Origin of the sequence: Maribacter huludaoensis, from assembly GCF_029350945.1 — a bacterium.
In the GTDB taxonomy this organism is placed as follows: Bacteria; Bacteroidota; Bacteroidia; order Flavobacteriales; family Flavobacteriaceae; genus Maribacter; species Maribacter huludaoensis.
Genome location: NZ_JARKMS010000002.1, coordinates 1,051,739 through 1,075,969, shown reverse-complemented (window position 1 = coordinate 1,075,969; position 24,231 = coordinate 1,051,739). Strand labels below are relative to the sequence as shown.

The 24,231-nt window shown below is 34.1% G+C and carries 25 protein-coding genes and 1 pseudogene; 25 read left to right on the top strand and 1 reads right to left on the bottom strand.

Annotated features, from left to right (window positions below; genetic code table 11):
* Window positions 1–280 precede the first annotated feature (280 nt).
* The 25 genes and pseudogenes from PXC01_RS09715 (at window position 281) to PXC01_RS09595 (ending at window position 21,845) form a co-directional block, all read left to right on the top strand.
* Window positions 281–1,369 (top strand): sensor histidine kinase, encoded by a 1,089-nt coding sequence (locus PXC01_RS09715; RefSeq protein WP_276472083.1) that lies wholly within the window; start codon window positions 281–283, stop codon window positions 1,367–1,369.
* A 2-nt stretch (window positions 1,370–1,371) separates the two neighbouring features.
* A complete protein-coding gene (locus tag PXC01_RS09710) occupies window positions 1,372–2,697 on the top strand; it encodes a sigma-54-dependent transcriptional regulator (protein WP_276472082.1) in 1,326 nt (441 codons plus the stop codon).
* A 213-nt stretch (window positions 2,698–2,910) separates the two neighbouring features.
* Complete coding sequence (locus PXC01_RS09705; RefSeq protein ID WP_276472081.1) at window positions 2,911–3,357, top strand: GreA/GreB family elongation factor; 447 nt, start codon at window positions 2,911–2,913, stop codon at window positions 3,355–3,357.
* Window positions 3,358–3,374: 17 nt separating this feature from the next.
* Complete coding sequence (locus PXC01_RS09700; protein WP_276472080.1) at window positions 3,375–3,734, top strand: hypothetical protein; 360 nt, start codon at window positions 3,375–3,377, stop codon at window positions 3,732–3,734.
* A gap of 120 nt (window positions 3,735–3,854) precedes the next feature.
* Entirely contained in the window at window positions 3,855–4,478 is a 624-nt protein-coding gene (locus PXC01_RS09695; protein WP_276472079.1) for an MCP four helix bundle domain-containing protein, read from the top strand.
* Between the two features lie 229 nt (window positions 4,479–4,707).
* The gene (locus tag PXC01_RS09690; RefSeq protein WP_276472078.1) at window positions 4,708–5,997 is read left to right on the top strand and encodes a Glu/Leu/Phe/Val family dehydrogenase; all 1,290 of its coding nucleotides are present in this window, start codon (window positions 4,708–4,710) and stop codon (window positions 5,995–5,997) included.
* Between the two features lie 133 nt (window positions 5,998–6,130).
* Window positions 6,131–6,583 (top strand): GreA/GreB family elongation factor, encoded by a 453-nt coding sequence (locus tag PXC01_RS09685; protein WP_338089462.1) that lies wholly within the window; start codon window positions 6,131–6,133, stop codon window positions 6,581–6,583.
* On the top strand, window positions 6,580–6,972 hold the full coding sequence (locus PXC01_RS09680) for a hypothetical protein (protein ID WP_276472077.1): 393 nt from the start codon (window positions 6,580–6,582) through the stop codon (window positions 6,970–6,972). Before PXC01_RS09685 ends, PXC01_RS09680 begins: the two co-directional genes overlap by 4 nt.
* 84 nt (window positions 6,973–7,056) lie before the next feature.
* Window positions 7,057–7,369 (top strand): annotated as a pseudogene (locus tag PXC01_RS18450) (mechanosensitive ion channel family protein); the annotation flags it as partial.
* Between the two features lie 123 nt (window positions 7,370–7,492).
* The gene (locus PXC01_RS09670; RefSeq protein ID WP_276472076.1) at window positions 7,493–8,110 is read left to right on the top strand and encodes an HD domain-containing protein; all 618 of its coding nucleotides are present in this window, start codon (window positions 7,493–7,495) and stop codon (window positions 8,108–8,110) included.
* A 187-nt stretch (window positions 8,111–8,297) separates the two neighbouring features.
* Entirely contained in the window at window positions 8,298–9,059 is a 762-nt protein-coding gene (locus tag PXC01_RS09665; RefSeq protein ID WP_276472075.1) for a DUF4272 domain-containing protein, read from the top strand.
* A gap of 58 nt (window positions 9,060–9,117) precedes the next feature.
* Window positions 9,118–9,837 carry a hypothetical protein gene (locus PXC01_RS09660; protein WP_276472074.1) on the top strand — a complete coding sequence of 240 codons (720 nt, stop codon included), beginning with the start codon at window positions 9,118–9,120 and terminating at the stop codon, window positions 9,835–9,837.
* Window positions 9,838–10,713, top strand: a complete 876-nt coding sequence (locus PXC01_RS09655) for a hypothetical protein (protein ID WP_276472073.1) — start codon at window positions 9,838–9,840, stop codon at window positions 10,711–10,713.
* A gap of 16 nt (window positions 10,714–10,729) precedes the next feature.
* Window positions 10,730–11,269: a DUF4442 domain-containing protein gene (locus tag PXC01_RS09650; protein ID WP_276472072.1), complete on the top strand. Its 540-nt coding sequence runs from the start codon at window positions 10,730–10,732 to the stop codon at window positions 11,267–11,269.
* A 164-nt stretch (window positions 11,270–11,433) separates the two neighbouring features.
* Window positions 11,434–12,027, top strand: coding sequence for a GNAT family N-acetyltransferase (locus tag PXC01_RS09645; protein ID WP_276472071.1), 594 nt, complete (start codon window positions 11,434–11,436; stop codon window positions 12,025–12,027).
* Between the two features lie 140 nt (window positions 12,028–12,167).
* Window positions 12,168–12,587 (top strand): DUF2147 domain-containing protein, encoded by a 420-nt coding sequence (locus PXC01_RS09640; RefSeq protein ID WP_276472070.1) that lies wholly within the window; start codon window positions 12,168–12,170, stop codon window positions 12,585–12,587.
* Between the two features lie 8 nt (window positions 12,588–12,595).
* On the top strand, window positions 12,596–13,519 hold the full coding sequence (locus PXC01_RS09635) for an NAD-dependent epimerase/dehydratase family protein (RefSeq protein ID WP_276472069.1): 924 nt from the start codon (window positions 12,596–12,598) through the stop codon (window positions 13,517–13,519).
* Window positions 13,520–13,962: 443 nt separating this feature from the next.
* Window positions 13,963–15,918, top strand: coding sequence for an FAD-dependent oxidoreductase (locus PXC01_RS09630; protein WP_276472068.1), 1,956 nt, complete (start codon window positions 13,963–13,965; stop codon window positions 15,916–15,918).
* A 14-nt stretch (window positions 15,919–15,932) separates the two neighbouring features.
* Window positions 15,933–17,030, top strand: a complete 1,098-nt coding sequence (locus tag PXC01_RS09625; protein ID WP_276472067.1) for a hypothetical protein — start codon at window positions 15,933–15,935, stop codon at window positions 17,028–17,030.
* A gap of 219 nt (window positions 17,031–17,249) precedes the next feature.
* On the top strand, window positions 17,250–17,828 hold the full coding sequence (locus PXC01_RS09620; RefSeq protein WP_276472066.1) for a Crp/Fnr family transcriptional regulator: 579 nt from the start codon (window positions 17,250–17,252) through the stop codon (window positions 17,826–17,828).
* Between the two features lie 99 nt (window positions 17,829–17,927).
* On the top strand, window positions 17,928–18,371 hold the full coding sequence (locus tag PXC01_RS09615) for a DUF1569 domain-containing protein (protein WP_276472065.1): 444 nt from the start codon (window positions 17,928–17,930) through the stop codon (window positions 18,369–18,371).
* A 4-nt stretch (window positions 18,372–18,375) separates the two neighbouring features.
* A complete protein-coding gene (locus PXC01_RS09610) occupies window positions 18,376–19,002 on the top strand; it encodes a hypothetical protein (protein WP_276472064.1) in 627 nt (208 codons plus the stop codon).
* Window positions 19,003–19,186: 184 nt separating this feature from the next.
* On the top strand, window positions 19,187–20,038 hold the full coding sequence (locus tag PXC01_RS09605) for a carboxypeptidase-like regulatory domain-containing protein (RefSeq protein ID WP_276472063.1): 852 nt from the start codon (window positions 19,187–19,189) through the stop codon (window positions 20,036–20,038).
* Window positions 20,039–20,137: 99 nt separating this feature from the next.
* Window positions 20,138–20,710 carry a Crp/Fnr family transcriptional regulator gene (locus PXC01_RS09600; protein WP_276472062.1) on the top strand — a complete coding sequence of 191 codons (573 nt, stop codon included), beginning with the start codon at window positions 20,138–20,140 and terminating at the stop codon, window positions 20,708–20,710.
* 58 nt (window positions 20,711–20,768) lie between these two features.
* On the top strand, window positions 20,769–21,845 hold the full coding sequence (locus PXC01_RS09595; protein ID WP_276472061.1) for an alpha/beta hydrolase family protein: 1,077 nt from the start codon (window positions 20,769–20,771) through the stop codon (window positions 21,843–21,845).
* 72 nt (window positions 21,846–21,917) lie between these two features.
* Here PXC01_RS09595 and PXC01_RS09590 read toward each other — a convergent pair whose 3' ends face one another.
* A complete protein-coding gene (locus PXC01_RS09590) occupies window positions 21,918–24,164 on the bottom strand; it encodes an FUSC family protein (RefSeq protein WP_276472060.1) in 2,247 nt (748 codons plus the stop codon).
* Window positions 24,165–24,231: the final 67 nt, after the last annotated feature.

Here is a 24,231-nt window from a genome sequence, read left to right as displayed (position 1 = left end):
TCAAATCCGCGTTAGCAAGCATAAAATTCAGGCGCATCGCAAATTGGTCAACCAAAATTTCCTACAAAACTAAATGGAATGAAATGAGGAATTTATTACATAGTTCTTCTACAGAAATTTATTGGTTTAAAAAACGATTTTCAATGTCATTAGCGGTCGAATACTATTCCAGTTAATGAACTTATTATTAGTCTTCATTTGTTAAAAATTAACAATTAAGGCATACATATTTTCCAACCTTCTAAATATTGCAGAACTTTAGTGTAGAATTAAAATTGTCATGAACACAACAGAAGATAAATTAAGAGAACGCGTAAAAGAACTTACCTGCCTTTATGAGGTTACTTCTATTATCGTAAACTCTGATTATGATCAATTGGAGAAATCTTTAGAGGCCATCGCCTATTGTCTTAAAAGAGCTTGGCAGTTTGAAAAAGTTACCGAAGTCTTTTTAAAAGCCGGAGAATTTCAAGTACAGACAGATGATTATAGTAAAGATATGGTCACTTTGGTATCTAAAATTAAGGTATTTAATAAAGTAGAGGGCGAAGTATTAGTTGGGTATCCATCAAATAAATATACCCTAGATGATTTTTTGGTGGAAGAACAAACACTTTTAAATAACGTTGCTTTGGCAATTGGCAACCTTATAGAACGTAAATACATAAAGGACAATGAAGCAATCACAAAAAGACAGATAGAACGTGCAGATCGTTTACATATTCTTGGTGAAATTACTGCCGGTATTGCTCATGAATTGAATACACCACTTGCCAACATTCTTGGTTTTGCCGAGTTACTGACAGATAAGATCACAGATAAAGAAACTGTTAGAGACTTAGAAAAAATAATGGACAATGCCATATTCAGTAGAGAAATCGTTAAAAAGCTTATGTTCTTTGCCTGTGAGATGCCCCAAGAAATGAAAACGGTAAAGTTGATACCGATCGTTACCAACGTTACCAAACTTCTTGCGCCTACGTTAAGAGATAAAAAAATAAAATTGGATATCGTCTTTAATAACGAAGATATAGCGCTAAGGGCAGATACGGTTCAAATAACCCAAGTGCTGTTCAATCTAATTATGAATGCCATATACTACTCGCCAACCGAGGGAAGTGTAAGCGTAAAAATCGAGGAGACGGACCGTCATATTCTTTTAATAATTGCGGACCAAGGCGAAGGTATTCCTGTAGAATTGGAAGATAAGGTATTTGAGCCTTTCTTTACCACAAAGCCAATAGGTGAAGGTACGGGACTTGGATTAAGCGTAGTTCATGGTATAATTACCAGCCATAAGGGTACTTTGCAACACAAACCAAATACACCTAAAGGAACTATATTTACCGTCCACTTTCCTAAATTGTAGCTATGGATTTACGCAAAGAAAATATTCTTATAGTAGATGATGACATCAATATTCTAGAGCTTTTACAAAGGCATCTGAAATCCATGGACTATCATACCTATAAAGCCGTTTCTGTTAAAGAAGCGCTTTTAATACTTAAGGACACTTTTATTGATCTTCTAATTACCGATATACAAATGCCAGAAATAGACGGACTTCAATTGTTGAAGTTCGCAAATGAGCATTACCCTGAGATACCAAAATTGGTGGTAACCGGTTATCCTTCCGTTGAAGGGAGCTTAGAGGTCATAAAATCCGGGGCAACGGATTATTTAACCAAACCATTTACCAAAGCTGAGCTGAAAGATGCCGTTGAAAAGGCATTAAATCAAAATACCGACCGTAGAAAAGCAAAAAGTGTTCAAATAAAATCTGGTGAAAATCTGTATTCGGATATGGTGGGTACATCTGCCGCTTTTAAAAAAGTTACCAATATTATTGAACGTGTTAAAAACAATAAAGCTACGGTTATAGTTACCGGGGAAAGCGGTACGGGTAAAGAGTTGGTTGCAAGGGCTATCCATTATTCCGGCAAGTTTTCCAGACAACCTTTTATTGCCGTTAACTGTGCCGCTATTCCAGAAAACTTACAAGAAGCCGAATTATTCGGTTATTTAAAAGGAGCATTTACGGGCGCTATCGAAAATAGGAACGGTTTTTTTCAAGCAGCTGAAGGGGGAACTTTATTCTTAGATGAAATTGGCACTGCTTCTTTAGCCGTACAGACCAAATTACTTCGTGCACTGCAAGAAAAAGAAATTACCAAGGTAGGCTCACAAAAAGTTGAGAAAGTAGATATTAGGATAATTGCGGCCACCAATGCCAACTTAAAAGATGAAATAAAGAACAATACTTTTAGAGAGGATCTGTACTATAGATTAACCGTTGTAGAAATTCATGTACCACCCTTACGAGATCGAAAATCTGACATTGCCCTATTAACGGATAAGTTTCTACGCAAATACGGAATAGAATTTAAAGATCGCTTGTTACGTATTTCTCCAGAAGCATTACAGATATTACAGCGTTACAATTGGCCCGGAAATATTAGGGAACTGGAGAATATTATTCAGAGAGCCGTTATTATGGCAGATGGGAATATTGAAGTAGAAAATCTACCCGATTTTTTAAAATATCAAATTGAATTTGAAGACCATGAACTTCGTCCACTTCGTGACATGGAAAGAGAATATATAAAAAGAGTACTGGTACATACCCAGGGCAATAAGACAAAAGCGGCTGAAATTCTTCAAATAGACCGCAAAACGTTGCGAGAAAAACTTAAATAATACTGGGTATATTTTCCCCTACCGGGTAAATCCTCCCCACTTACATGAAACACAAAAATTCAATAACACACATTTAAATTACTGATTTTCAATTAATTGTAATATTTCCTATTTATTATTTTTTTTAACGGCACATCAATTGCCGTATAGACCACAAATAACAAACAATTTAAATCTCTAATCTAGTTTGTGGTTTATTAAAAAAAGTAAAAAATGAAATACGGCAGTCTTGTTTTTGAGGAAAGCGAATTCTTGATGATTAAAAAATATCATGAAAATAACGTATCCATAGAAGATTATGCACATAAAAATGTGCTTGAGATGCTATGTCAAAACATGCCTGGAGCCTTATGCTTGAATACTGAGGATATTCCGTATGACATTATCACCTTAAATGCTGTTATTGAAGTTAGCGGAGCATCTGGCATTCGGCAAACTTTCCAAATTGTAGCACCCAACAAAGAAAATATTGAACAGAATAGGATATCTGTCATTAGTAGTTTGGGTGCATTAGTAATAGGACGTTCTATAGGAGATACAATTTCTTACGGCCTACCCGGTGATCTAATAACATTGAAAATAACAAAAGTTTACCAACCAAATTCAGCCAACGGAAAAACTACTGAAAAAATAAAAACCAGAAAAGAAAAAATGTATTAACCCTAAATTATTCAGTTATGTTAAAATATGCAATTACCCTATTATTTTCAGTAAGTCTATTAAATGCACAAGACAACAACGCAATACAACCAGAAGTAAACGTTGGTGATGTCTTTGAAATAGGAAAACCTGAAGCAAACAAATACAAGCACATAGATTTTCCAAGAGAAAATTTCATTATTAAGCGCGGCGGCCTTGCCAATTATAGGCGGGTACATGGAGAAGAAGTTGTAGTTACCGCCGTTAAAGAACTTAAGGACGGTTCTACACAAATAAAAATAAAACGCAATGATGGTGGCCGTTTTTTCAATAGCCATACAGTAGTTACCGCAGACTACAAAGACGCCATTACATCTGGCGAATTACAGGCCTTATAATTTTTTTTAGTTGGTTGATGATCCACTTGGTTTCTATAAATAAGTTGGCTGATTTATTAAGAATTTACCAAGTGGATTATTTAAAATAAATTTCTAACGTATCATTTGATCCTAACATTCATGTTTACAGAACTTAAAACATCCCACAGATTGCATGCTGGCTTTATTTTAGCCATTGCATTCTTATTGGTCTTAAGTTCAAATAGATTATACCATAGGCATTTTTCTACATTACAGAATTCGGTAAATTCTGTTTATGATGATAGAATTAAAGTTCAAGATTACATATATCAATTGAACAATATTTTTCATTCTAAAAAACTCCGATTGATACATCAAGAAGATTATATGGCAGTCTCAAATGAAAACAAAAGAGCGGAAAAATTACTGTCCCAGTTTTCTTTAACAGAACTTACCAATGAAGAATATGACGCACTTAACGAACTGACTTTGCAGTTTGGTAAGCTTAAAACATCTGAAGAAAAGATACTACAATTTAAAAATCTGGATAACGGTAATACCAAAATATCACTACAAGCCCTAAAAGAGATAGATAAAAAATTAGATATACTGGCTGCAATACAATTAGAAGAAAGCAAACAAATGACACAACTGTCAAACAAAGCATTAGAAAGCAATTTGCTCATATCCAAACTATCGCTTGGTTTTTTAATAGTAATAGGCTTTGCACTATTAGCATTAATTTTCTATCCCTTAAATACCAAGCGGCACGCACTAGATTAAGCATCGTTTAAATAAATCTTACTATGAGTTCAATTAAAAATTATATGCAAAGCATATGCTCAACCTGTATGCAAGCTGCTTACTGTTCTTTGACAAAAGATAAAAACAGTATTCATACATGTAGCGAATATTTTCACTTTCTAGATATTACCGAAGAAACAGTTTTAATGATATCCAATGAAATGTCAAGTAGTGAATCAAATAAAAAATTAGTCTTAAACTAAATAGAATGATAGCAAAAACAGCATCTAAAAAAGCGCCTAAACAAGGTATGCTAGAAAATGTAATGCGGCAATTTGATAATGCCGCTGATATAATTGACCTAAACACCAATATTAGAAAAATACTTGAGGTAACTAATAACGAAATTGTTGTTCACTTCCCCGTACGTATGGATAATGGCGAAGTAGAAATTTTTACCGGTTACCGCGTACAACATAATAATTCATTGGGACCATATAAGGGCGGTTTACGTTATCACCCTACCGTTGACATAGATGCCGCAAAAGCATTGGCCATATGGATGACCTGGAAAACCTCTTTGGCTGGTTTGCCTTATGGCGGTGCAAAGGGTGGAATACAACTAGACCCCAATAAATATTCTATATCTGAATTAGAGCGTATTACAAGAAGGTTCACCTACGCCCTTGGAGATAATATTGGACCAGAATTGGATATTCCTGCACCCGACGTAAATACCAATCCGCAGACCATGGCTTGGATTCTAGATACCTATATGTCTACCAAATCTCCTGCGGAGCGATCTACAAATATGCACGTGGTTACAGGGAAACCTATTGGTGCAGGTGGCTCTAAAGGTCGTGACAGAGCTACCGGGTACGGAGTTTTCCTTACCATTAAATTTTGGGCAGAAAGTAACAATATTGAGCTAAGGGACAAAAAATTCATTGTACAGGGTTTTGGTAACGTAGGGTATTGGGCTGCTTTTTTCTTGGTAAACGAAGGTGCTATTTTAACGGCAGTTCAGGATGCCTATGGTAGTATTGCAAATGAAGATGGTATAGATGTAGATCAATTACAAGAATATTCCCAAGGTAATAAGGGGAGCATTCTTGGTTATGCAAAGGCAAGAACAATTGACAGTAAAGACTTCTTTTCTTTAGACTGTGATATCTGTATACCTGCAGCGTTGGGCAACCAAATTACCGCTAAAAATGCCCATAAAGTAAAAGCCTATTTAATTGCCGAAGGTGCCAACGGACCTACGGATGTGGACGCTGAAGAAATTTTATTACAAAAAGGTATAGACATAATCCCGGACATTCTTTGCAACTCTGGCGGTGTGATCGGTAGTTATTTTGAATGGTTACAAAACCGTAATGGAGAAATTTGGTCTTTAGACGAAGTGATGGAAAAACTGGAAAAGAAAATGAAAGAATCATTCTCTACTGTTCTAAAAACATCAAAAGAAAGAAAAGTTGACATGCGTACCGCAGCCTTTGTTATAGCTATTGAACGTTTAGAAGAGGCATATGTACAACGTGGTATTTTTCCTTGATAATCAAAACATTTTAAAACTATAATAATTTTAAACAGTATGTAGCCAATAGCGCCAAAATGGGCGTAGTCGTAATTATTTGAAAACAAACAATTCTTGGTTTCCGGCTACGCCTAAAATGACAATCGGCCAAATGCATAATATACTATCTGAACAAAACAAAAAAATGAAGTACGGCAATATTGTTATAGAGAAAAAAGAATACGTGGTACTCAAAAGATTTATGAACCTATCCGGTTATTATAAAGATGATACACTACGTAAATCTGTTCAAAAATTAGTTGGTGAATTAGAGACCGCTATCATTCTTGATGCATCTGAGATGTATAATGACGTCATACGCTTTAATACCCATGTTACCATACGTTCTAAAAACGGGTGGTACAAAAAATTCAAGCTGGTAATGCCAACTGACAGTGATATCAAGAACAATAAAATATCCATACTCACACCAATGGGCGCAGCGGTTATAGGGTATAGTGAAGGAGATTCCATTATTTGGGAATTTCCATACGGAGAACAAAAACTAACTATAGAAAAAGTTGAACAAGAAAATCTGCATATGAATATAAATATGGTATTATGATAACATCAAAACAATTTTATCCGCATGAGTCTGACAAAAGAATAATGGTGAAGAAGGATAAACTGGAAATTAACAATTGGACAGATGAACTAGAGTTTCTAAATAAGGAAATTGAGTTCTATTTGGATATTGAAGACAGCATCATACAAAACTCAAAATTGAACCAAGAGCTACACCGTATTCGTAGGGAAAATGCCCTAATGCTAGCAGCATTATATAAATATGAAAATGCCGTAGGTAAAGCAATTGAATGTGATACTACTGCTTGCGACACCTATTATCTTAATCACCATGAAAAGAAAAGAGATGCCTACCTATCGTTAATTCAAAATTATAGAGATTTAAAACTAAAGGTATTGTCACAAATATTAATACAAGTAAAAAGTTAAGTGAAATAGAAATTACCATTACAATCCAAAACCTACCAAACTTCTAAAATATACCGCCATGGAAAATAGTATATTACTACCTAAAATACCGAAAACAATATCAATAAGAATTTAGCCATAAACGGCAGAAACCTGACCACTATTGGGGTATTTAAAAAAATACGTGAACGACTACCTAGAAAGTCATTCTGCGGTAAATAAAGGCATGACCTTAATGGTTAGACAATTAGCACCAACACAGCAGGGTATACCTTTAGAGGTTTATGCTTTTAGTGCCAACAAAAGATAGGAGAATTAGGAATATGTAATGGCAGATATTTTTGACCATCTATTAGCCGCCCTACCCTATTTTCAATTACAAGTAAATGAAGTACCGGTTCCGGTTGCTTGTTTATAACTATTCGCCTTTTACTTTCTTTTATATTTAATCTACTAGCTCTATTGACTTTAGATGAAAATTGTATTTTTCTTGGGTAGATTTGCCGGTGCATATAATTGCCATGACAAATATTAATGTACTATGATGCTGCAAGAAAAATTTAATGAACTCCTGACAAAATATACCGATGATAAAAGTTTGATAAATACATTATGGTCAGAAATAGAGAAAAACTATTCAGGCAATAAAAGACATTATCATACATTACAGCATCTTGACAATTTATTAGCTCAATTGACTGATGTAAAAGAAGAAATACAAAACTGGGATACTATTTTATTCACACTATACTACCACGACATCATATACAACGCAACCAAGTCAGATAACGAAGAGAAAAGTGCCAATCTTGCAGTAAAACGATTAAAAGAAGTTGCTGTTTGCAGTGCTATTATCGAAAAATGTAAAAAACAAATTTTAGCTACCAAATCACACCTTAGTTCTAACGACAGCGACACTAACTATTTTACAGATGCCGACCTTTCCGTTTTAGGTCAAAGTTGGGAAACATACACTCTATACTACAAAAATGTTAGAAAGGAATATGCGATCTACCCTTCCTTTATTTATAAACCTGGCCGTAAGAAAGTTTTGCACCATTTCTTATCAATGGACAGAATATTTAAAACCGATATATTTTATAACAAGTATGAGGCCAATGCAAAATTCAATCTACAAAGAGAACTTAAGACACTTTGATTTTAAAAAGTGAACGCGAATTTTTAAATCCAGAAAATTGTTTAAAAGTTTAGTTGATCGATTTACAAAAAGTTGCAAGACCAAATACCAATGGCATCCTCTTATTCATCCTAACGTACTATTTTGAACATGTCTACAACAAAGAATATTCATAAACGTTAGAAAATAAAACTTCAATAATAATACTATGGGAATTTTCAAAAAGCTGTTCGGCCCAAAAGATAAAGAAGAGCAAAAAACTAAGGTAACATACCAATCTGACTCAAAATCTTATAACGATATTGCTTGGATGACAGATTTAAGGAGAAAAAACTTAGATATCTGCTTTAATGCGGGCTTTAAACCTACCATATCCTTACCCACAGAATTAGGCCGTCAACTAAGACCAGCTATAGAAATTGCACAAAGGCTGCATGCTATAAAAGCATTGGTACTTTGGTTAATGGTACCTGAAGAAAGTTTACCTAAACATCATATTTTAAGCTTTATTGAAAATAACAACCTTGAAGATTTCATGACCCAAGATGAAATTGCAATCTTAGAATTACCAAGAGATGATGTACAGGGCAGAAACGCCATTGGCTGGAAATTTGAAAACGCTTGGCCTTTAGCTTGGTATTTTGGTTACAGAGAACCCGAAATTACAGGTGAGATGATGTCAGGCGAACTTATGCAAGATATTTTAAGTAATTATACATGCAAATTAGATGGCATTATAGTAGAATGGTTAAAAGAAAAAACTATTGTTTCAGAAGAAGAATTGATGCAGAAAGAAGACTTATTCTATTGTCTGCATAATGCCGTAAGAAGTGCCCAGCTTGGCAGTGATACCGTACCCTCAGGTTTTGACCCGATGGGCAATGGTGGTGTTATTCACGAAAGAAGACATTCATTAACTTATATGGTTTCTAAGGGTATTAGCTGGGAAGACACGGATTTGAGTACTTAACATAGTATCGACAAACACAAATTAACGCTTTGATTACGAGTATTCAACAATAAATAAAATGACTATATTTTCTTATCATCTTGTCAAAATACCATTTGCTTTGGCAATTAAGGGAGTTTTTACTAACCCAATAGATAAGAAAACAAAAGGTCTCGTTCATGCTGAATATATGTCTGCCATGACATTAGGCTCACCTATCATATCTACTTCTAGATTTCTAATAACTCAAGTTGCCGTTTTTGCACAATGGGAAAATGAAAAGGCGCTTGAGAACTATTTTCAAAATGAAAAATTCGGTAACATTTTAAAGAAAGGTTGGCATGTTCGCTTAGAATTTATGAGAGAATGGGGAAAAATTAAGGGATTCAAAATTCCGAAAGAAAAGACAAAATTGGAGAATGAATCATCTGCGGTAGTCGCTGTTACCATTGCAAGAATGAAACCTTTTGCCATACCGAGATTTTTAAAATGGGGCAGACCTGTAGAAAAACTGGTTAGAGACCATTCTGGTACTCTACTTTCTTTGGCTTCTATTAAATTACCTAATACAGTATCGACATTTTCAATCTGGAAAACTGAAAAAGAAATGACCAGCATGGTTCATGGCCATAGCAATATGCCTAAACCAAAAAGACATTTAAATGCCATGAAAGAGAGAGATAGAAAAGATTTTCATTTTGAATTTAGCACACTACGTTTTAAGCCAATTTCTGAATTTGGAGAATGGAAGGGGCGACAAAATTTCATACCCACAGCTCAATTAAATAAATTTGAGTAAATGGCATTTGCATCTTTAAAACAAAACTTTCAAGATTGGATTACTCAGCAATGGGTAATTCTATTTGGTAAAAAAATTAGACCTGCAGATTACCAATGGCTTTTGGGACCTTTCGGTAAAACTAACGGCATTGGTATAAAATTTATTGAACAATTAGCAGAAATTGAAAATCTTAAAATAGATAATAAGCAAGTTGACAAAGGTTTATTACAATCTATTAATCAGTTTAATCTATCAAAAGAAGAATATAAAAGATTAAATAAAAATGTCATCGACTTTTACGAAAACACAAGTAACTATGACTTTGAATTAGTAGTAAAATGGAATCCTATTTTTAAATTGTTCGGAGGTTTGCTAAAAATTTTATTTAGCAATCGAATTCAGCAGCTGAATATACCTACAGGATTCAATAAAAACTCTGAAGTTTTAAAAAGTGAAATTATTAATTTAGTAGATGATAAAACAAAAGAAGTAAAACGGACAATTTGGTTGAGAACATTCAAAAATTCTGGTCAAGTGGTATATTCTGGTGTTTATGAAGTTTGTAAAATACCTATCGGCGTTAATTGTATCAAAGCTATATTTCCTTTACCACATGGTAATGCAACAGTTATATTGAACCCGAAGGTGGGTAAAAATGGAGAACTCATATTAAATTCATCAGGTAAGAAAATTGGGGATGCTGGTTTTTACTTTTTATTAAATGACGCTAAAGGAAATTTATGGACTAAATTTATACGCTCATTTAAAGATAAACTAGTAGTCAGTTCAGAAAACAAAAAAGTTACTGCTATACAGACTCTTACTCTATATAATTTAAGGGTTCTAAAATTTACGTATAACATAAAAAAGAAGTCCGATTTTAGGGTTATATAAAAATTAGTAATTACATATGTCCGTTTACCAGAAAATAGAAGCTTTAGCCTCTAAAGTACTTAAGAAGAATACCATATTTAGACTTGGCTTTAATTTATCGCCAATGTATAGAAGAAGTACCGCTAAAATAATAGAGGTTTCAGAAAATCTATTGCATGTAAAGATTATCATCCCCATTAGTTATAAGAACAAGAACTACGTAAACTCCATTTTTGGCGGTAGTATGTTCTCTGCCGTAGACCCAATCCCTATGATTCAACTACTGAGCATTATGGGAAATGACTATGTAGTCTGGGATAAATCTGCAGAAATACTCTTTAAGAAACCTGCAAAAGAAAACCTATATGCAGATTTCAATTTTACAGAGAAAGAACTTTCCGACATTAAAGAACAAGTAGCCGAAAAGAAAGAAATTACGGTAATTAAAAAAACGCAGCTAACCAATAAAGAAAAATCCGTTATTTTTTGTGAAGTAAACAAAACCATTTACATAGCAGAAAAAGATTTCTTTAAACAAAAACAAAAGAGTAAAAGAACAGCTAAAACCAAAAATTAGTTGGTTGTTTGTTTCATAAAAATATAGGTTTTGAGAGGTATACTATATTAAAAAGGCTCGTTCACTTTCTGACATTACCACTGAAATAAATTATAAAACCTTAAAAAAATCTTCTCCTGCCCCACATACGCTATATTTAAAGCTTATCCAATGCTTTAAATAATATGAACGTTGCTATTTTAAATACAGATATACAACTAGAAAATGAAAGAGTAATGTTACTACCCTTTCACCATAGACGGCACCAGGAACTTAAAGAAATAATATTCGATGATTCTATTTGGAAGTTCATGGGAATGCACATGAAAAATGATGAAGATTTTAGCAATTATATCTTTAATACCGCCACGGACAAACAAAACGGAATTTGCTATCCTTTTCTAGTTATTGATAAAGAAACCAACCAAGTTGCCGGTAGCACCAGATACGGTTATATTAATAGTGCAAGTGAGAAGTGTGAAATTGGTTGGACCTGGTATGGAAAAAAATTTCAGGGCACAGGGCTCAACAATGCTTGTAAATATGCGCTTTTACAATTCGGATTTGAAACTGTAGGTTTTAGAAGAATTCAGTTCAGTGTAGATGAAGAAAATATTAGGTCACAAAAAGCTATTTTAAAATTAGGCGCCACAAAAGAAGGCATTTTCAGAAACAACTACATTGACCAAAATGGTCAGAGCAGAAATGATGTATATTTCAGTATTATAAAAGAAGATTGGCGTGCAATTAAAAAGGAAAAATTTTCGACGTTCCAATAACCACAAGTTTTCAGCAAATAGCTTCAACAAATAGTATTCATGGACAGATTATCTATATTTTTTACCATCTTTGTTCTCTGGAGTTTCGGCTGAAACTGACAACAGACAAGTAAAATTGAAACTAAAAAATAGCACAAAACATGAAAAATCTATTCTTCCTATTAGTAATGACAATAAGCTTTATCAGCTACGGACAAACAATTACAGGTCAATGGGAAACCTATGATGACGAGACCAATGAGAAAAAGGCACTCATAGAAATTTATAAAACCAACGACACCTATTTTGCCAAAATAGTAAATAGCTATAAAAGTGATGCAGACAAAGTTTGTGAAAACTGTAAAGGGGCTAAAAAAGGTCAAAAAATTAGAGGCTTGGTAATTATTGAGGATATAAAAAAGGATGGTGATGAATATAATGATGGTACCATTCTAGATCCCGAAAACGGTAAAGTATATAAGTGTTACTTAGAACTTGAAGAACCTAACAAGTTAAAAGTTAGAGGTTATTTAGGGTTTTCATTATTGGGAAGAACCCAATATTGGATAAGAAAGCAATAACAAGGTTTATGCACACTATACTTGGCGCCAATGGTCAAATAGGAATTGAATTAGCAAAAGAACTTAACAAAAAGTACACTTCTAACATAAGGCTTGTCAGTAGAAACCCTAAAAAGGTTAATAATACCGACGTACTTTTTTCAGCTAATTTACTTCTCAAAAAAGAAACCGAAGAAGCCGTAAAAGGGAGTGAAATTACATATCTAACAGTTGGTCTGCCCATGAATACCAAAATGTGGGTAGACCAATTTTCTACAATGATGCATAATGTAATAGATGCATGCAAGAAGCACCAAGTAAAACTAGTCTTCTTTGATAATACCTATATGTATGCACAGAACGATACTCCTTTAACCGAAGAAAGTAAATTTGCACCTGTTGGACCAAAAGGAAAAGTAAGGGCAGAAATTGCCAATATGCTTTTGGCAGAAATAAAATCAGGCCAGTTAGAAGCTGTTATCTGTAGAGCTCCAGAATTTTATGGTCCCGGTAAAACCCAGAGTATAACCAACGAAATCATTTTTAACAATATTAAAAATGAGAAGAAACTTAAGGTATTTATAAAAGACAATACTTTAAGAACATTAATTTGGACTCCGGATGCGAGTAAGGCCATGGCTTTGATCGGTAACTCCCCAGATACATATAACCAAACTTGGCACTTGCCATGTGATGATGCCAGACCAACCTACAAGGAATTTATAGCTATGGCATCCGAAATTTTTGGAAAGTCGTTTAAATACTCCGTTGTTCCAAAAAGTGCATTTACAATTGGCGGTCTCTTTAATTCGCAACTTAAAGAATTACAGGAATTACTGCCTAGGTATAGACATCATAATATTTTTATTTCTACCAAGTTTAAAAATAGATTTCCAGATTTTAAGGTTACCACCTATCGTGAAGGTATCGAGAGAATAAAGAATGAATTATAGATATTTAAATCTTACAATTCATTTATTATTCATATACCTTCTTACAAACCTGCAGTTTTACAAATAACACTCTAACTATTTTACCAAATCTTAATAATTAACACTAGTTTTTTGTGAATTCACATCAACCAAAACAACTGTAACTTGGTTTTACATGATTCTAAATTAAAAATTCAGCTAAAATTTCTGATAAAAAACTAGACAAGTACGGTAATTCAATTTCCCTCCTTAAAAGAAAATTTAAAATTTCTTATTATTACTACTACGGATTATATAGAAAGAATGTGTGCTTAACTATTATTCTAGTTAAGATTTTACAAAAAAGAAATCCTATCAATTTATTTAAATCAATATTTTTTTAATTATTGGTCCAAATATTTTTTCAACCACAGTTCATAAAATATACCGAACAACTAACAATCAACTCAACCTATTGACTCAAAATGAAAAGAAGAAAGTTTTTTGAAAAATCTGTAAAAGCAACCCTAGGTGCAAGTGTTATACCGCTGACCGGATATTCCAACGAATCGGAAAAAGTAAATAGTACAGGTACTTCAACAGAAAAACCATTTGGAAATACAGACCCCAATCAATGGCACCAAATGGGCACGGGCAAAAAGCCAAGACCGGACAGACGTAAAACGGAAACTTATGATGTTGCCGTAATAGGTGGTGGAGCTGCAGGCATGTGTGCCGCAATAGCAGCTGCAAGAAACGGTTCTAAGGTAGTTTTAATTCAAGATCGCCCCGTATTGGGCGGTAATTCTTCAAGCGAAATCCGTGTTCACCTTAACGGAGTAAATCACTTAAGAAACGGTTTGCCAGAAAGGGAAACCGGTATCATAGAGGAGATACTTTTACACAATCGCTTTCATAACCCACAAGACTCCTACCCTGTTTGGGACCATATTCTTTACGACTTTATTACCAAAGAAGAAAACCTTCATCTTAAATTGAATACCACGGCAATTAGGTCCGTAATGTCAGAGGATGGTAAAATTAAAGCCGCATATTGCTGGCAATTGACCACTGAAACAGAATTTACCATTGAAGCAGAAATTTTCATAGACTGCTCTGGTGACGGCCTACTAGGTGCTACCGCCGGTGCACTATATAGAACCGGAAGAGAAGCCTCTTCTGAATTTAACGAGAAATATGCACCCAAAGAGGCAGATGGCTGGCAAATGGGCTCTACCGTACTATTGGGTTCAAAAGACATGGGTAGACCTATGCCTTTTGAACCGCCACATTTCACCCTTAAATATGACGCGGAAAAATCTCATAAAGGAAGACAGTTAAAACCTTTTGAACTAGGTTTTTGGTGGGTAGAGGTAGGTAGTGATGAAGATATAATTGGTGAATTTGAAGATAACAAACATAAACTTTTAGGATATGCCTATGGGGTTTGGGACTATATGAAAAACTCAGGTAAATTCCCTGAAACAGAAAACTATGCTTTAGATTGGGTTTCTTCATTACCCGGCAAAAGAGAAAGCCGCAGGTTTATTGGTGATTATATCCTTAGCGAACCAGATTTGTTGAAGAACAAACAGTTTAAAGATGCAGTGGCCTTTGGCGGTTGGTCCTTGGATGAACACAACCCTGGCGGAATTGAAAATCTTAAAGAACCGCCCAGTTACTTTCATGAAGATTTTGAAGAGCCGTACCAAATACCATTTCGTTCCCTATATTCTAAAAATGTTCCAAATCTGTTATTTGCCGGCAGAAATATTAGTCAGACTCATATAGCCTTGTCCTCTTCGCGAATTATGGCTACATGTGCGCTTGAAGGGCAAGCAGTAGGCACTGCGGCTGCCTTGTGTGTAAAAAAGAAGGTGCTACCGCGTATTTTAGGTAACGCACATATTAACGATTTACAAGAGCAATTGATAAGGGACGATGCATTTATTCCCAACAGACCTGCAAATGACAGCACAGATTTGGTTAAACGAGCAGCATTGATATTTGGCTCTAGTACATCTTCTGGCAATGCACAACTATTGAACGATGGTTGGTCCAGAGACTACAATGACAAACCACATCACTGGCAATCTGACGGACTACCTGCGCATGTTCAAATTGAATGGGATGACCGTATAAATATCTCACAGCTTGAGTTAAAATGTGATACCAATGTAAAACGAAATTTAATGCTACGTAGAGATAGCTTAGAAAATGATGTGTATACCACTAAGGTTCCAAAGGAACTACTACAATCCTTGGATATAGAAGCTCGTATAGATGGTAATTGGGTTAAAATAGGTAGTATAGATAAAAACAGAACCCGCTTGATCAAATTCAATTTTGAAACCATAGAGACCACAGCGGTCCGTATAAATTTAAAAAGTACCTATGGCGCAGATCATGCCAAATTATTTGAAGTAAGATGTTATAGTTAACTTGGATATAACATATGAAGCACATCATCTATTTCGCCACATTTTTTTGCCTTTTTCTATGGGTCAACAATATTTCTACAGATGAGATCAAACATGCATTACATGTTATTCATAAAGGCATCAGTTTTACTGAACCTGTTGCTTGCACATTGGTAGAAATAACCAATGAAGAAGCATTACCACATGAGTTTTACATGGATGTAGAATCTGTAGTTTGTGGCGATAATCAATGTAGAATAGACGTAGTTCGCATTTATTGGGATGAACTGGGACGCTTTAGCAAACTTGTGCTACCTGATGATGTAGCTCTGGAAAAATCTGAAGGCGAAAGTTTTACCGAAGATGATTACAAAAAATTACATAGAATATTAAAGAATGAAAATTCTGCTCTAAAAGACGTTTATAAAGATGAAATTGTAGGAACGGTAGGCAGTGAAGGTGTAGATGCAATGTCCGGTGAAACCATTTTGCTAGAAAAATCGGCTTATGTAAAAGGAGCGGTCTGGACCTGCTATTCCCTATGGCATTGGGCTCACGGAGATGTAAAACGGCACATTAGAGATATTACCGGAAACTCGTATTCCACCAAGCAATTGTTATCTTTTTTAAGTAAAGAGGATTATCAGCTCTTTGCACTTGAACAATTAACTAGAAAAAAAGAGTTTTCAGATAATACGGTCACTGCCATTTTAAACGCAATAAGAAATAATCCTGAACTATTGAGAGCCAGTATGCGATACTGGAATAGTGCTCCAGGCAATATATACCAATACAGTGCCGAACAATTATTACCTATAGCCAACTCTGCAAATAGGATTTTATACTTAACCGATATTTTACACACTGACCAAAAAGTAAATACTGCCTTTATCAATAAAATAAATTCTTTGATATCTGAATTCAGCTATCAAGAAATTGATCTCTATTTAAGTATTTTAAATGAAAAGAATTTAATTACGAGCAAAACCACTTCACAATTAACCACGCTTTTAAAAACAGATAATTTTCTAATAGCCCGTAGGGTATATTACTTTTTAAAGTCACAAGAATTGTCCGCAGATGATAAATTAATAATTGAAGACTTTTACAAGCAATGGAAAAGTAAACTTTAGACCAGTAGTACTAGTTTTCAAAATAATCTATTGTCTTCTATTTTAATACTTATTTGAAATTTTCATTTATGCCTATGGCTGTGCCTGTTTAGTTCAATGAACTATAAGAGAATTTCTTATTAAGATTAATAACTAAAAGATAACTAATGAGTATTATTTTATCCTTAGCTTAGATACTGAAAATTGTACTCCGGCAGGGTCATTGAAAACAAACTTAAAATGCAAACCAAGCACTTTTTAAATAACATATTTTCCACCGCTACATTTACAAAAAGCCAGCTAGATATAATTATTCCAAAATTTAAAAAAGTAAGCTTTTCAAAAAATGAATATCTGTTAAAAGAAGGTAAAATTGAAAACCATTATTGGTTCATTGAAAGTGGCTTTGCCCGTTCTTTTGTAAATGACACGAAAGGAAATGATATTACTACCAACTTTTATGGTCAAGGAGAAATTGCAATAGACTGGTCGTCGTTTTTTCTTCGCAATCCCACAAGAGAGAATATACAGGCCTTGACGGATATTAATTGTTGGCAATTAGATTTTGAGACCTTTCAAGAACTATTTCATAGCATAGAGCCGTTTAGGGAACAAGGTCGGAAAAAACTAGTCAGTTCTTATTTTAGCCTTAAAAATGAACGCGTATCGTTTATAGCAGATGAAGCAAAAGAACGCTATTTACGTTTACTACAAGAGAAACCACATATAATTAAAAACGTTTCTCTACAGCATATAGCCACCTATTTGGGTATTACCAAATATTCCTTGAGCCGTATTCGCAAAGAAATCACATCATAAAATCCGTTTTTGCCATAAGGCAACTTTTTAGTTGAAAATCAAGAATATATTTGACGTAATAGTTAAACAAATATTCATCAATTTTTAATCTACCGGATTATGAAAAATATATTCCATAAGCAGACCAACTCTGAATTAATAGAGCGCATAAATAAATTGCAAGAAAAAGACCATGCGCAATGGGGCAAAATGAATACCTACCAAATGTTGAAACATTGCACATTGAGCGAAGAATTGTTTCAAGGTAAAAAGAAATACAAGCGCTTGTTCATAGGCAGGTTGTTTGGTAGTACGGCTTTAAAAGGTATAGTACGGAACGAAAAGCAAATGAAGAAAAATCAACCTACACATCCGGCATTCAAGATAACCGGTACGGGTGATTTTGAGAATGAAAAAGCCAAATGGATCAATTTATTAAATAACTATACCAATTTTGAAAATTCTCCCCTCACCCATCCATTCTTCGGAGAAATGACTTATGATGAAATTGGCATATTCGTATACAAACATACGGATCATCACTTAAGACAATTTAATAGGTAACTATATGCTACAGACCACATTTATAATACTTACGCTGTTGACCTTGTTCTTATTATACAGAGGAACGGGAAAAAATAAGCAAGTAGTTTTTATCATCTTTTTTTGGCAACTAATAATAGGTTTTTTATCATTTACCGAAGTATTTAAAAATACCCCGTTGTTATTTCCATTGGCAATTGTCGGCACTATTATAACTACCGTTTTTTGTGTAAGCAAATTGGCAACAGAAAAACTGAACACAGACTATCTACTAGGCATTCATATGATAAGAATTCCGGTAGAACTATGCTTGTACCAACTTTTCCTAGATGCACAAATTCCTAAAATAATGACTTTTTCAGGGTATAATTTTGATATTTTAATAGGAATATCAGCGTTGGCATTAGTGCTGTATCGATTTCTAAAAAAAAAGGATATCAGCAAAAGGTATTTTAAAACTTGGAATATAATTGGGATCTTATTTCTTTCCAGCATCGTTATCATTGCCATATTATCTGCCCCCTTACCTATTCAGCAATTTGCCTTTGAACAACCTAATATTGCACTTTTAGAATTTCCATATAGCATGTTACCTACTTGCATTGTTCCCATAGTGTTCATCTCCCATATAATGTTGTTGAAAAAACTATAGTACCAACTGTTGATATAGCACAAGGCAACAATTTATCGTGTAGGACAAGACTAGTCTTGTATGAACAAACCCTTTAATATCAGTATCATAAGCTATTAAAGATTTAAAATCACGTATTCCTATTTTAACTTAAATTTTTAAATTTTTAAATAACGGCGTAGTATTTTTAGCACAAACACAGCCATTGCCAAAACATTATATATTTTTATTTGCAGCCGTACTAACCTCGTTTTTAGGGTTTGGTCAAGATGATGCCATACTATTAAAGGGTAAAGTTACAAGTAGTAAAAATGATATATCTAACGTGCTGGTCGTTAATCTTAATTCTAAGAAATCTACCATTACAGATTCTTTGGGGTTATTCTCGATTGAGGTTAAATTAAAAGACTCGCTTCGCATTCGTGCAGTGCAATACCTACCAAAAGATATAGTAATTAGCAAATCTCACATGAATAGTAGCATGATAACTATTCAACTCATTGATAATATTATTGATCTAAATGAAGTTACAGTTACGCCCTATAATTTAACCGGAGATATTGACAGAGATATAGATAGATTGCATTTAGAACCAACCGTAACATCCTATTCTTTGGGACTACAAAATGCAGATGTAACCAAAATGACCCAAAGCGAAAGGCTGTTACAAGAAGCTGATAGAGGAAAATATGTTAGTCTACAAACAATGGATGAGTATGGTAAATTGAACGAGATATTGAGTTACGTAGGTTTGACTGTAAAGGTCAACACCCATAAAATCATGAATAGGTTCTCTGGCAGAACCAAGTCACTTGAAGAAATGGTAAAGCGTGATGAAAACATGGCTTTAGAAAAAGAAATCATTTATAAATTTTCAAAGCAAACGATAGCGGAACAATTTAACATTCCAGAATCTAACGTAAACGGCTTTCTAACCTATTGTCTTTCGCAACCTGATTTTAATGATTTATCCAATTCAAGAAATATGTCAGAAATTTGGACTTACCTTGAAACTAAAAGTACAGATTTTAAGCGTTTGGATATATCCAAAGAGTAATACGAATTCTAAAAAATTACCGTATTTGTAACCAATGACATTTACTAACTTACAAATGAGATGAAAGATAAAAAGTAAGTTATAGTAAAAACATACCTAATGTTAGACTATTTTAAAAAATATATAGAGAAAAATACAACTTTACCTAAAGAGCATTTAGATGCTGTAACAAATTGTTTTCATTATTTTGAAGCAACAAAAAATGAGATCATAATTCCACAAAATAAAATCAGTAAAAAACTATTCTTTGTTAAGATAGGTTGTCTTCGTGTGGTTTGTACCAGGGATAACGGTCAAGAATGGACAAGACAAATTGCAACGGAAAATAATTTTATTACCATTTTTCCAAGTTTTATAGAGCAAAATATCAGTGCTTCTTATTTACAGGCTGTAGAAACCAGCTCATTATATTATATTTCACATAAAGATTTTATACAACTAAATGCCACAATACCTGCTTGGAGGCTGTTCTATACAAGGGTTTTAGAAACAACTTATGTCAATAATATTAAAAGAATAGAACAACTAATAACAATGAGCGGCAAACATTTATATGATGATTTTAGAAGCAACCAAAATGAACTGATGGCAAGGTTGCCGAACAAGGTTCTTGCCAGTTATCTTGGATTGACCCAAGAAACGCTAAGTAGGTTAAAAGCCAAAAAACAATAAAATTGATAAAAGTCAATTTTATTTTAAATGAATGACGATAGTTTTACCAAAAAAACAAATGGATTACAAAGTACTACTAAATGCTTTTGGAGCACTATCGTTCTTAATTCTATTTTCATGTAAAAATGACCATGATGTACCACCAACTTTCAAAACTTATTTAAAGACACATACTTACGCTATAGGTCAATCTAAAATAGCAATTACAGACGCGACCAGAAATAGGCCGCTAATTACCGAGATTTGGTATCCTACCAAGGATACCACTAAGGTAAATGCAACTTTGGACTATCCTTTTAAATTACCCCCTACTTCAAAAGACGCAGCTTTTATAGCTAATAAATTTCCACTTATTCTAATATCTCATGGTACTGGCGGTAATAGAATAAACCATTCTTGGTTAGCAAGCGAGTTGGCATCTAACGGATATGTTGTTGCGGCTATTGATCACTACGGTAATACTTACGACAATAAAATTCCTGAAAATTTTGTAAAAGCTTGGGACAGGCCCCTTGATGTCAGCTTTACTTTAGATCATATTTTAAATAACTCCAAATTCAAAAACATCATTGACCCTTCAAAAATTGGTGTTGCCGGGTTTTCTTTAGGTGGTTATACTACCATTGCCCTAGCCGGCGGGGAAATTGACTACGAGGCATTATCTAATTTTTCTAAAACGGACAAAGGTAAAAACGAATTTAATACCCCTGAGTTTGGTGATGTATCTAAATATATGAACCCAAAAATCATTGAGGAAGGCAATACTACCTTTAGACATTTGAAAGATAATAGAATTACAGCTTTTGTAGCAATGGCACCCGCCATAGGACAAGGTTTTGTATATGAAGATCAATTGTCAAAAATCAATGATTCCATTTTGATCATCAGCGCAGAAAATGACGTTAGGGCACCGGTCAAAACCAATGCGGGGCACTATCATAAAATGATCAAAAAATCTAGACATATAATATTACCAGGTAAAGTTGGCCATTATGTATTTATGAACGAAGCTAAATTGGTATTGGAAAAAGAAGCTCCTTTCCTATTTAAGGATGATGCTACAGTTAACCGTAGAAAAATACACAACCAAGTCTCTAAAAGCGCTCTCAAATTTTTTGAAAATCAATTTTACTAACTCAAAAGCCTAGATTGTAATACATGAAGCTAAAGAGTGGATCATTCCTAGTGACTAAAAACTAAAGGAACATCATAAACTTGATGTTAACCTTAACATGGTAGAACTTAAAGAATACAACCAACGCAACTGTTCCCAAATAAGTTGTTCTTCTTGGTGCTTACGCTTTACGGCAACATTATCTACGTTACTTAAATTAACGTTTTCAGATTCAAACTTTGGTAATTGTTCTTCAAACAACACTACCTCATCTAAATTTAATTTATTGTCGTTCTCAGCTACATTGGCCAAAGAATTTAATACAAAAGAAAGATTTTCATTAATCTTACTTACTATACCGTTAAAACGTTCAGAAGCTTCAGTGGTTGTATGATGTTGAATATATATACTTAATGATGCCAACGAGGATAAAAAGTTATGGTTCAACTCTACCAGTTCATAAATCTTGTTTAAGTTCTTTTGTTTTGAATGTGGTTCCTGTGTCATTCGCTGAAAGGCGGAACTCAGGTTAGAAGTCTCTAGAAATGCATTTTTACGTGCCAAACGATAGCTGGTAGGTACATTGCCTTTGTGGATATAAAAATCAGCAATTTTCGCCAGATATACTTTATTGGCTACAACACTTTTGGTAACATCTTTCTGTATTTCTTCAAAGCTCCAACTAGGCCATAAAAATAAAAATCCTACATAGGACAATGCGGCGCCCAAAAGCGTATCAATAATTCGGTATTGAATTACCGTCATTACATCTGGTTGTAAAATACCGTAGATAAACACAATGCTTAAAGTAACATATATGGCAGATGCCTTGTAATTCTTTTGTAGCATGGATAGTGCTATAACAAACGAAATCAATGCCAAGGTTGCATACACATATACATCTTGTACCAAATAAACAATTACCGTAGCAATGGCACCGCCAATTAAAGTACCGGTTGTACGATCCTTAGACCTTGTCTTGGTAAGACCATAGTTAGGCCTCATAATCAAGATAATGGTCAGCAGAATCCAATACGGATTTTGAAAATCGAATAAATTACCTAGTACAAAACCGATCATTAAAGTAATTGCCATACGTAACGAATGCCTAAAGATAGTAGACCTAAAACTTAAGTTTCGCAATAGAATGCGCGGACTATAATCTTGAGAGATCAAGAATCGCTTTAAAATTTCCTTATCGATAAATTCTTCTGATGCAACATCGTGATCACTTAACAGCCACTTTATACGTTTAAGTTTATCGAACTGCTTTTCTTGGTATTCCAAAAAATTCTGAAACATTATATATGCTTCATATGCCTTTGCATCCTTAGTTTTTATTAGGTCTTCTATTTTTGTTCGTATTTCATCAAAACGCGCATTTAGCTTATCATGTTTGGGTAATTTACTGGGCTTGTTACCAATCTTTGCAATGGTCCGTAATTGCTTTGCCATTTCAAATATGAGGTTTTGAAACAGTTTGGTAAATTTAGGATACATTTGAAACTGCTTATCCATTTTGGTATAGTTGACCGGATTGGCACCCGCAGTCTCTAACATTTCTATAAGTTGTACCAAAACCAGTACCCGTTTACCATTGTATACAGATCTACCAGAATTTTTACGTGATAGAATAAGAATTTCGCGAAGTGTCTCGTGTTGTTCGGTCAATTCGCTCTGCATCAAGAACAAGCTTTTTAGTAGCTTTTTTCTATTAGAAAGTCCATCTATAAGTTTTCCTCGCTTTTTCATCAACTTACCGGTACTGGCTATAGTTTCATATAGGATTTCTTCTGTCTGTCCTTTAGGATTTATTTTATACCAAAGAAGAGATACTGCCAAATACCAAAGTCCGCCAAGACCTACCAATAAAGAATATTCATAAATTTCTAACTGCCCAGGCGTATGGGCAAAGCTTAATATCAATGCCAACAATCCTGAAAAACTAATAAGAGAAGCTCTAAATCCGTAAGATGAAATTAAAGAAATACCAAAACTAGTTACCCCTAAAATCAGCAAAGAAAGCCAATTGGAGTAATGAACATAACCGCCAATAAAACTAACGATCATAACCAAGGCAGCAGAAAATAAAATACCGTATACCTTATGCTTAAGACTACCGTTAACATCACTGGGGTTACACCAAAAAGCACCAAAACAAATAGCAACACCAATCTCTGCATATCCTGTTACAATACCAATTGCCAATGGTGTTACTACGGCAATTACCGTAAGCACGGATTTAGAAAAACTTGTGCTGCCAAGAAACTGTAACAGTTCTTTAAAAGATGTTGTAATGTAATCTTGAATTTTGCCCAATACCGTAAGAATGTACCGCAAAGTTACACTTTGGTAATAACAGGCATTGACTACATAAAAACAAAAAGTGCTGAGATGACCTGATCTC

Excerpts from the sequence above, each read along its gene's own strand:
- PXC01_RS09610 (WP_276472064.1), top strand. The coding sequence starts at position 18,376 with ATGCTACAGACCACATTTATAATACTTACGCTGTTGACCTTGTTCTTA.
- PXC01_RS09595 (WP_276472061.1), top strand. The coding sequence starts at position 20,769 with ATGGATTACAAAGTACTACTAAATGCTTTTGGAGCACTATCGTTCTTA.
- PXC01_RS09715 (WP_276472083.1), top strand. The coding sequence starts at position 281 with ATGAACACAACAGAAGATAAATTAAGAGAACGCGTAAAAGAACTTACC.
- PXC01_RS09600 (WP_276472062.1), top strand. The coding sequence starts at position 20,138 with ATGTTAGACTATTTTAAAAAATATATAGAGAAAAATACAACTTTACCT.
- PXC01_RS09615 (WP_276472065.1), top strand. The coding sequence starts at position 17,928 with ATGAAAAATATATTCCATAAGCAGACCAACTCTGAATTAATAGAGCGC.
- PXC01_RS09710 (WP_276472082.1), top strand. The coding sequence starts at position 1,372 with ATGGATTTACGCAAAGAAAATATTCTTATAGTAGATGATGACATCAAT.
- PXC01_RS09620 (WP_276472066.1), top strand. The coding sequence starts at position 17,250 with ATGCAAACCAAGCACTTTTTAAATAACATATTTTCCACCGCTACATTT.
- PXC01_RS09640 (WP_276472070.1), top strand. The coding sequence starts at position 12,168 with ATGAAAAATCTATTCTTCCTATTAGTAATGACAATAAGCTTTATCAGC.
- PXC01_RS09625 (WP_276472067.1), top strand. The coding sequence starts at position 15,933 with ATGAAGCACATCATCTATTTCGCCACATTTTTTTGCCTTTTTCTATGG.
- PXC01_RS09690 (WP_276472078.1), top strand. The coding sequence starts at position 4,708 with ATGATAGCAAAAACAGCATCTAAAAAAGCGCCTAAACAAGGTATGCTA.
- PXC01_RS09670 (WP_276472076.1), top strand. The coding sequence starts at position 7,493 with ATGATGCTGCAAGAAAAATTTAATGAACTCCTGACAAAATATACCGAT.
- PXC01_RS09705 (WP_276472081.1), top strand. The coding sequence starts at position 2,911 with ATGAAATACGGCAGTCTTGTTTTTGAGGAAAGCGAATTCTTGATGATT.
- PXC01_RS09635 (WP_276472069.1), top strand. The coding sequence starts at position 12,596 with ATGCACACTATACTTGGCGCCAATGGTCAAATAGGAATTGAATTAGCA.
- PXC01_RS09685 (WP_338089462.1), top strand. The coding sequence starts at position 6,131 with ATGCATAATATACTATCTGAACAAAACAAAAAAATGAAGTACGGCAAT.
- PXC01_RS09680 (WP_276472077.1), top strand. The coding sequence starts at position 6,580 with ATGATAACATCAAAACAATTTTATCCGCATGAGTCTGACAAAAGAATA.
- PXC01_RS09650 (WP_276472072.1), top strand. The coding sequence starts at position 10,730 with ATGTCCGTTTACCAGAAAATAGAAGCTTTAGCCTCTAAAGTACTTAAG.
- PXC01_RS09700 (WP_276472080.1), top strand. The coding sequence starts at position 3,375 with ATGTTAAAATATGCAATTACCCTATTATTTTCAGTAAGTCTATTAAAT.
- PXC01_RS09655 (WP_276472073.1), top strand. The coding sequence starts at position 9,838 with ATGGCATTTGCATCTTTAAAACAAAACTTTCAAGATTGGATTACTCAG.
- PXC01_RS09645 (WP_276472071.1), top strand. The coding sequence starts at position 11,434 with ATGAACGTTGCTATTTTAAATACAGATATACAACTAGAAAATGAAAGA.
- PXC01_RS09665 (WP_276472075.1), top strand. The coding sequence starts at position 8,298 with ATGGGAATTTTCAAAAAGCTGTTCGGCCCAAAAGATAAAGAAGAGCAA.
- PXC01_RS09695 (WP_276472079.1), top strand. The coding sequence starts at position 3,855 with ATGTTTACAGAACTTAAAACATCCCACAGATTGCATGCTGGCTTTATT.
- PXC01_RS09660 (WP_276472074.1), top strand. The coding sequence starts at position 9,118 with ATGACTATATTTTCTTATCATCTTGTCAAAATACCATTTGCTTTGGCA.
- PXC01_RS09630 (WP_276472068.1), top strand. The coding sequence starts at position 13,963 with ATGAAAAGAAGAAAGTTTTTTGAAAAATCTGTAAAAGCAACCCTAGGT.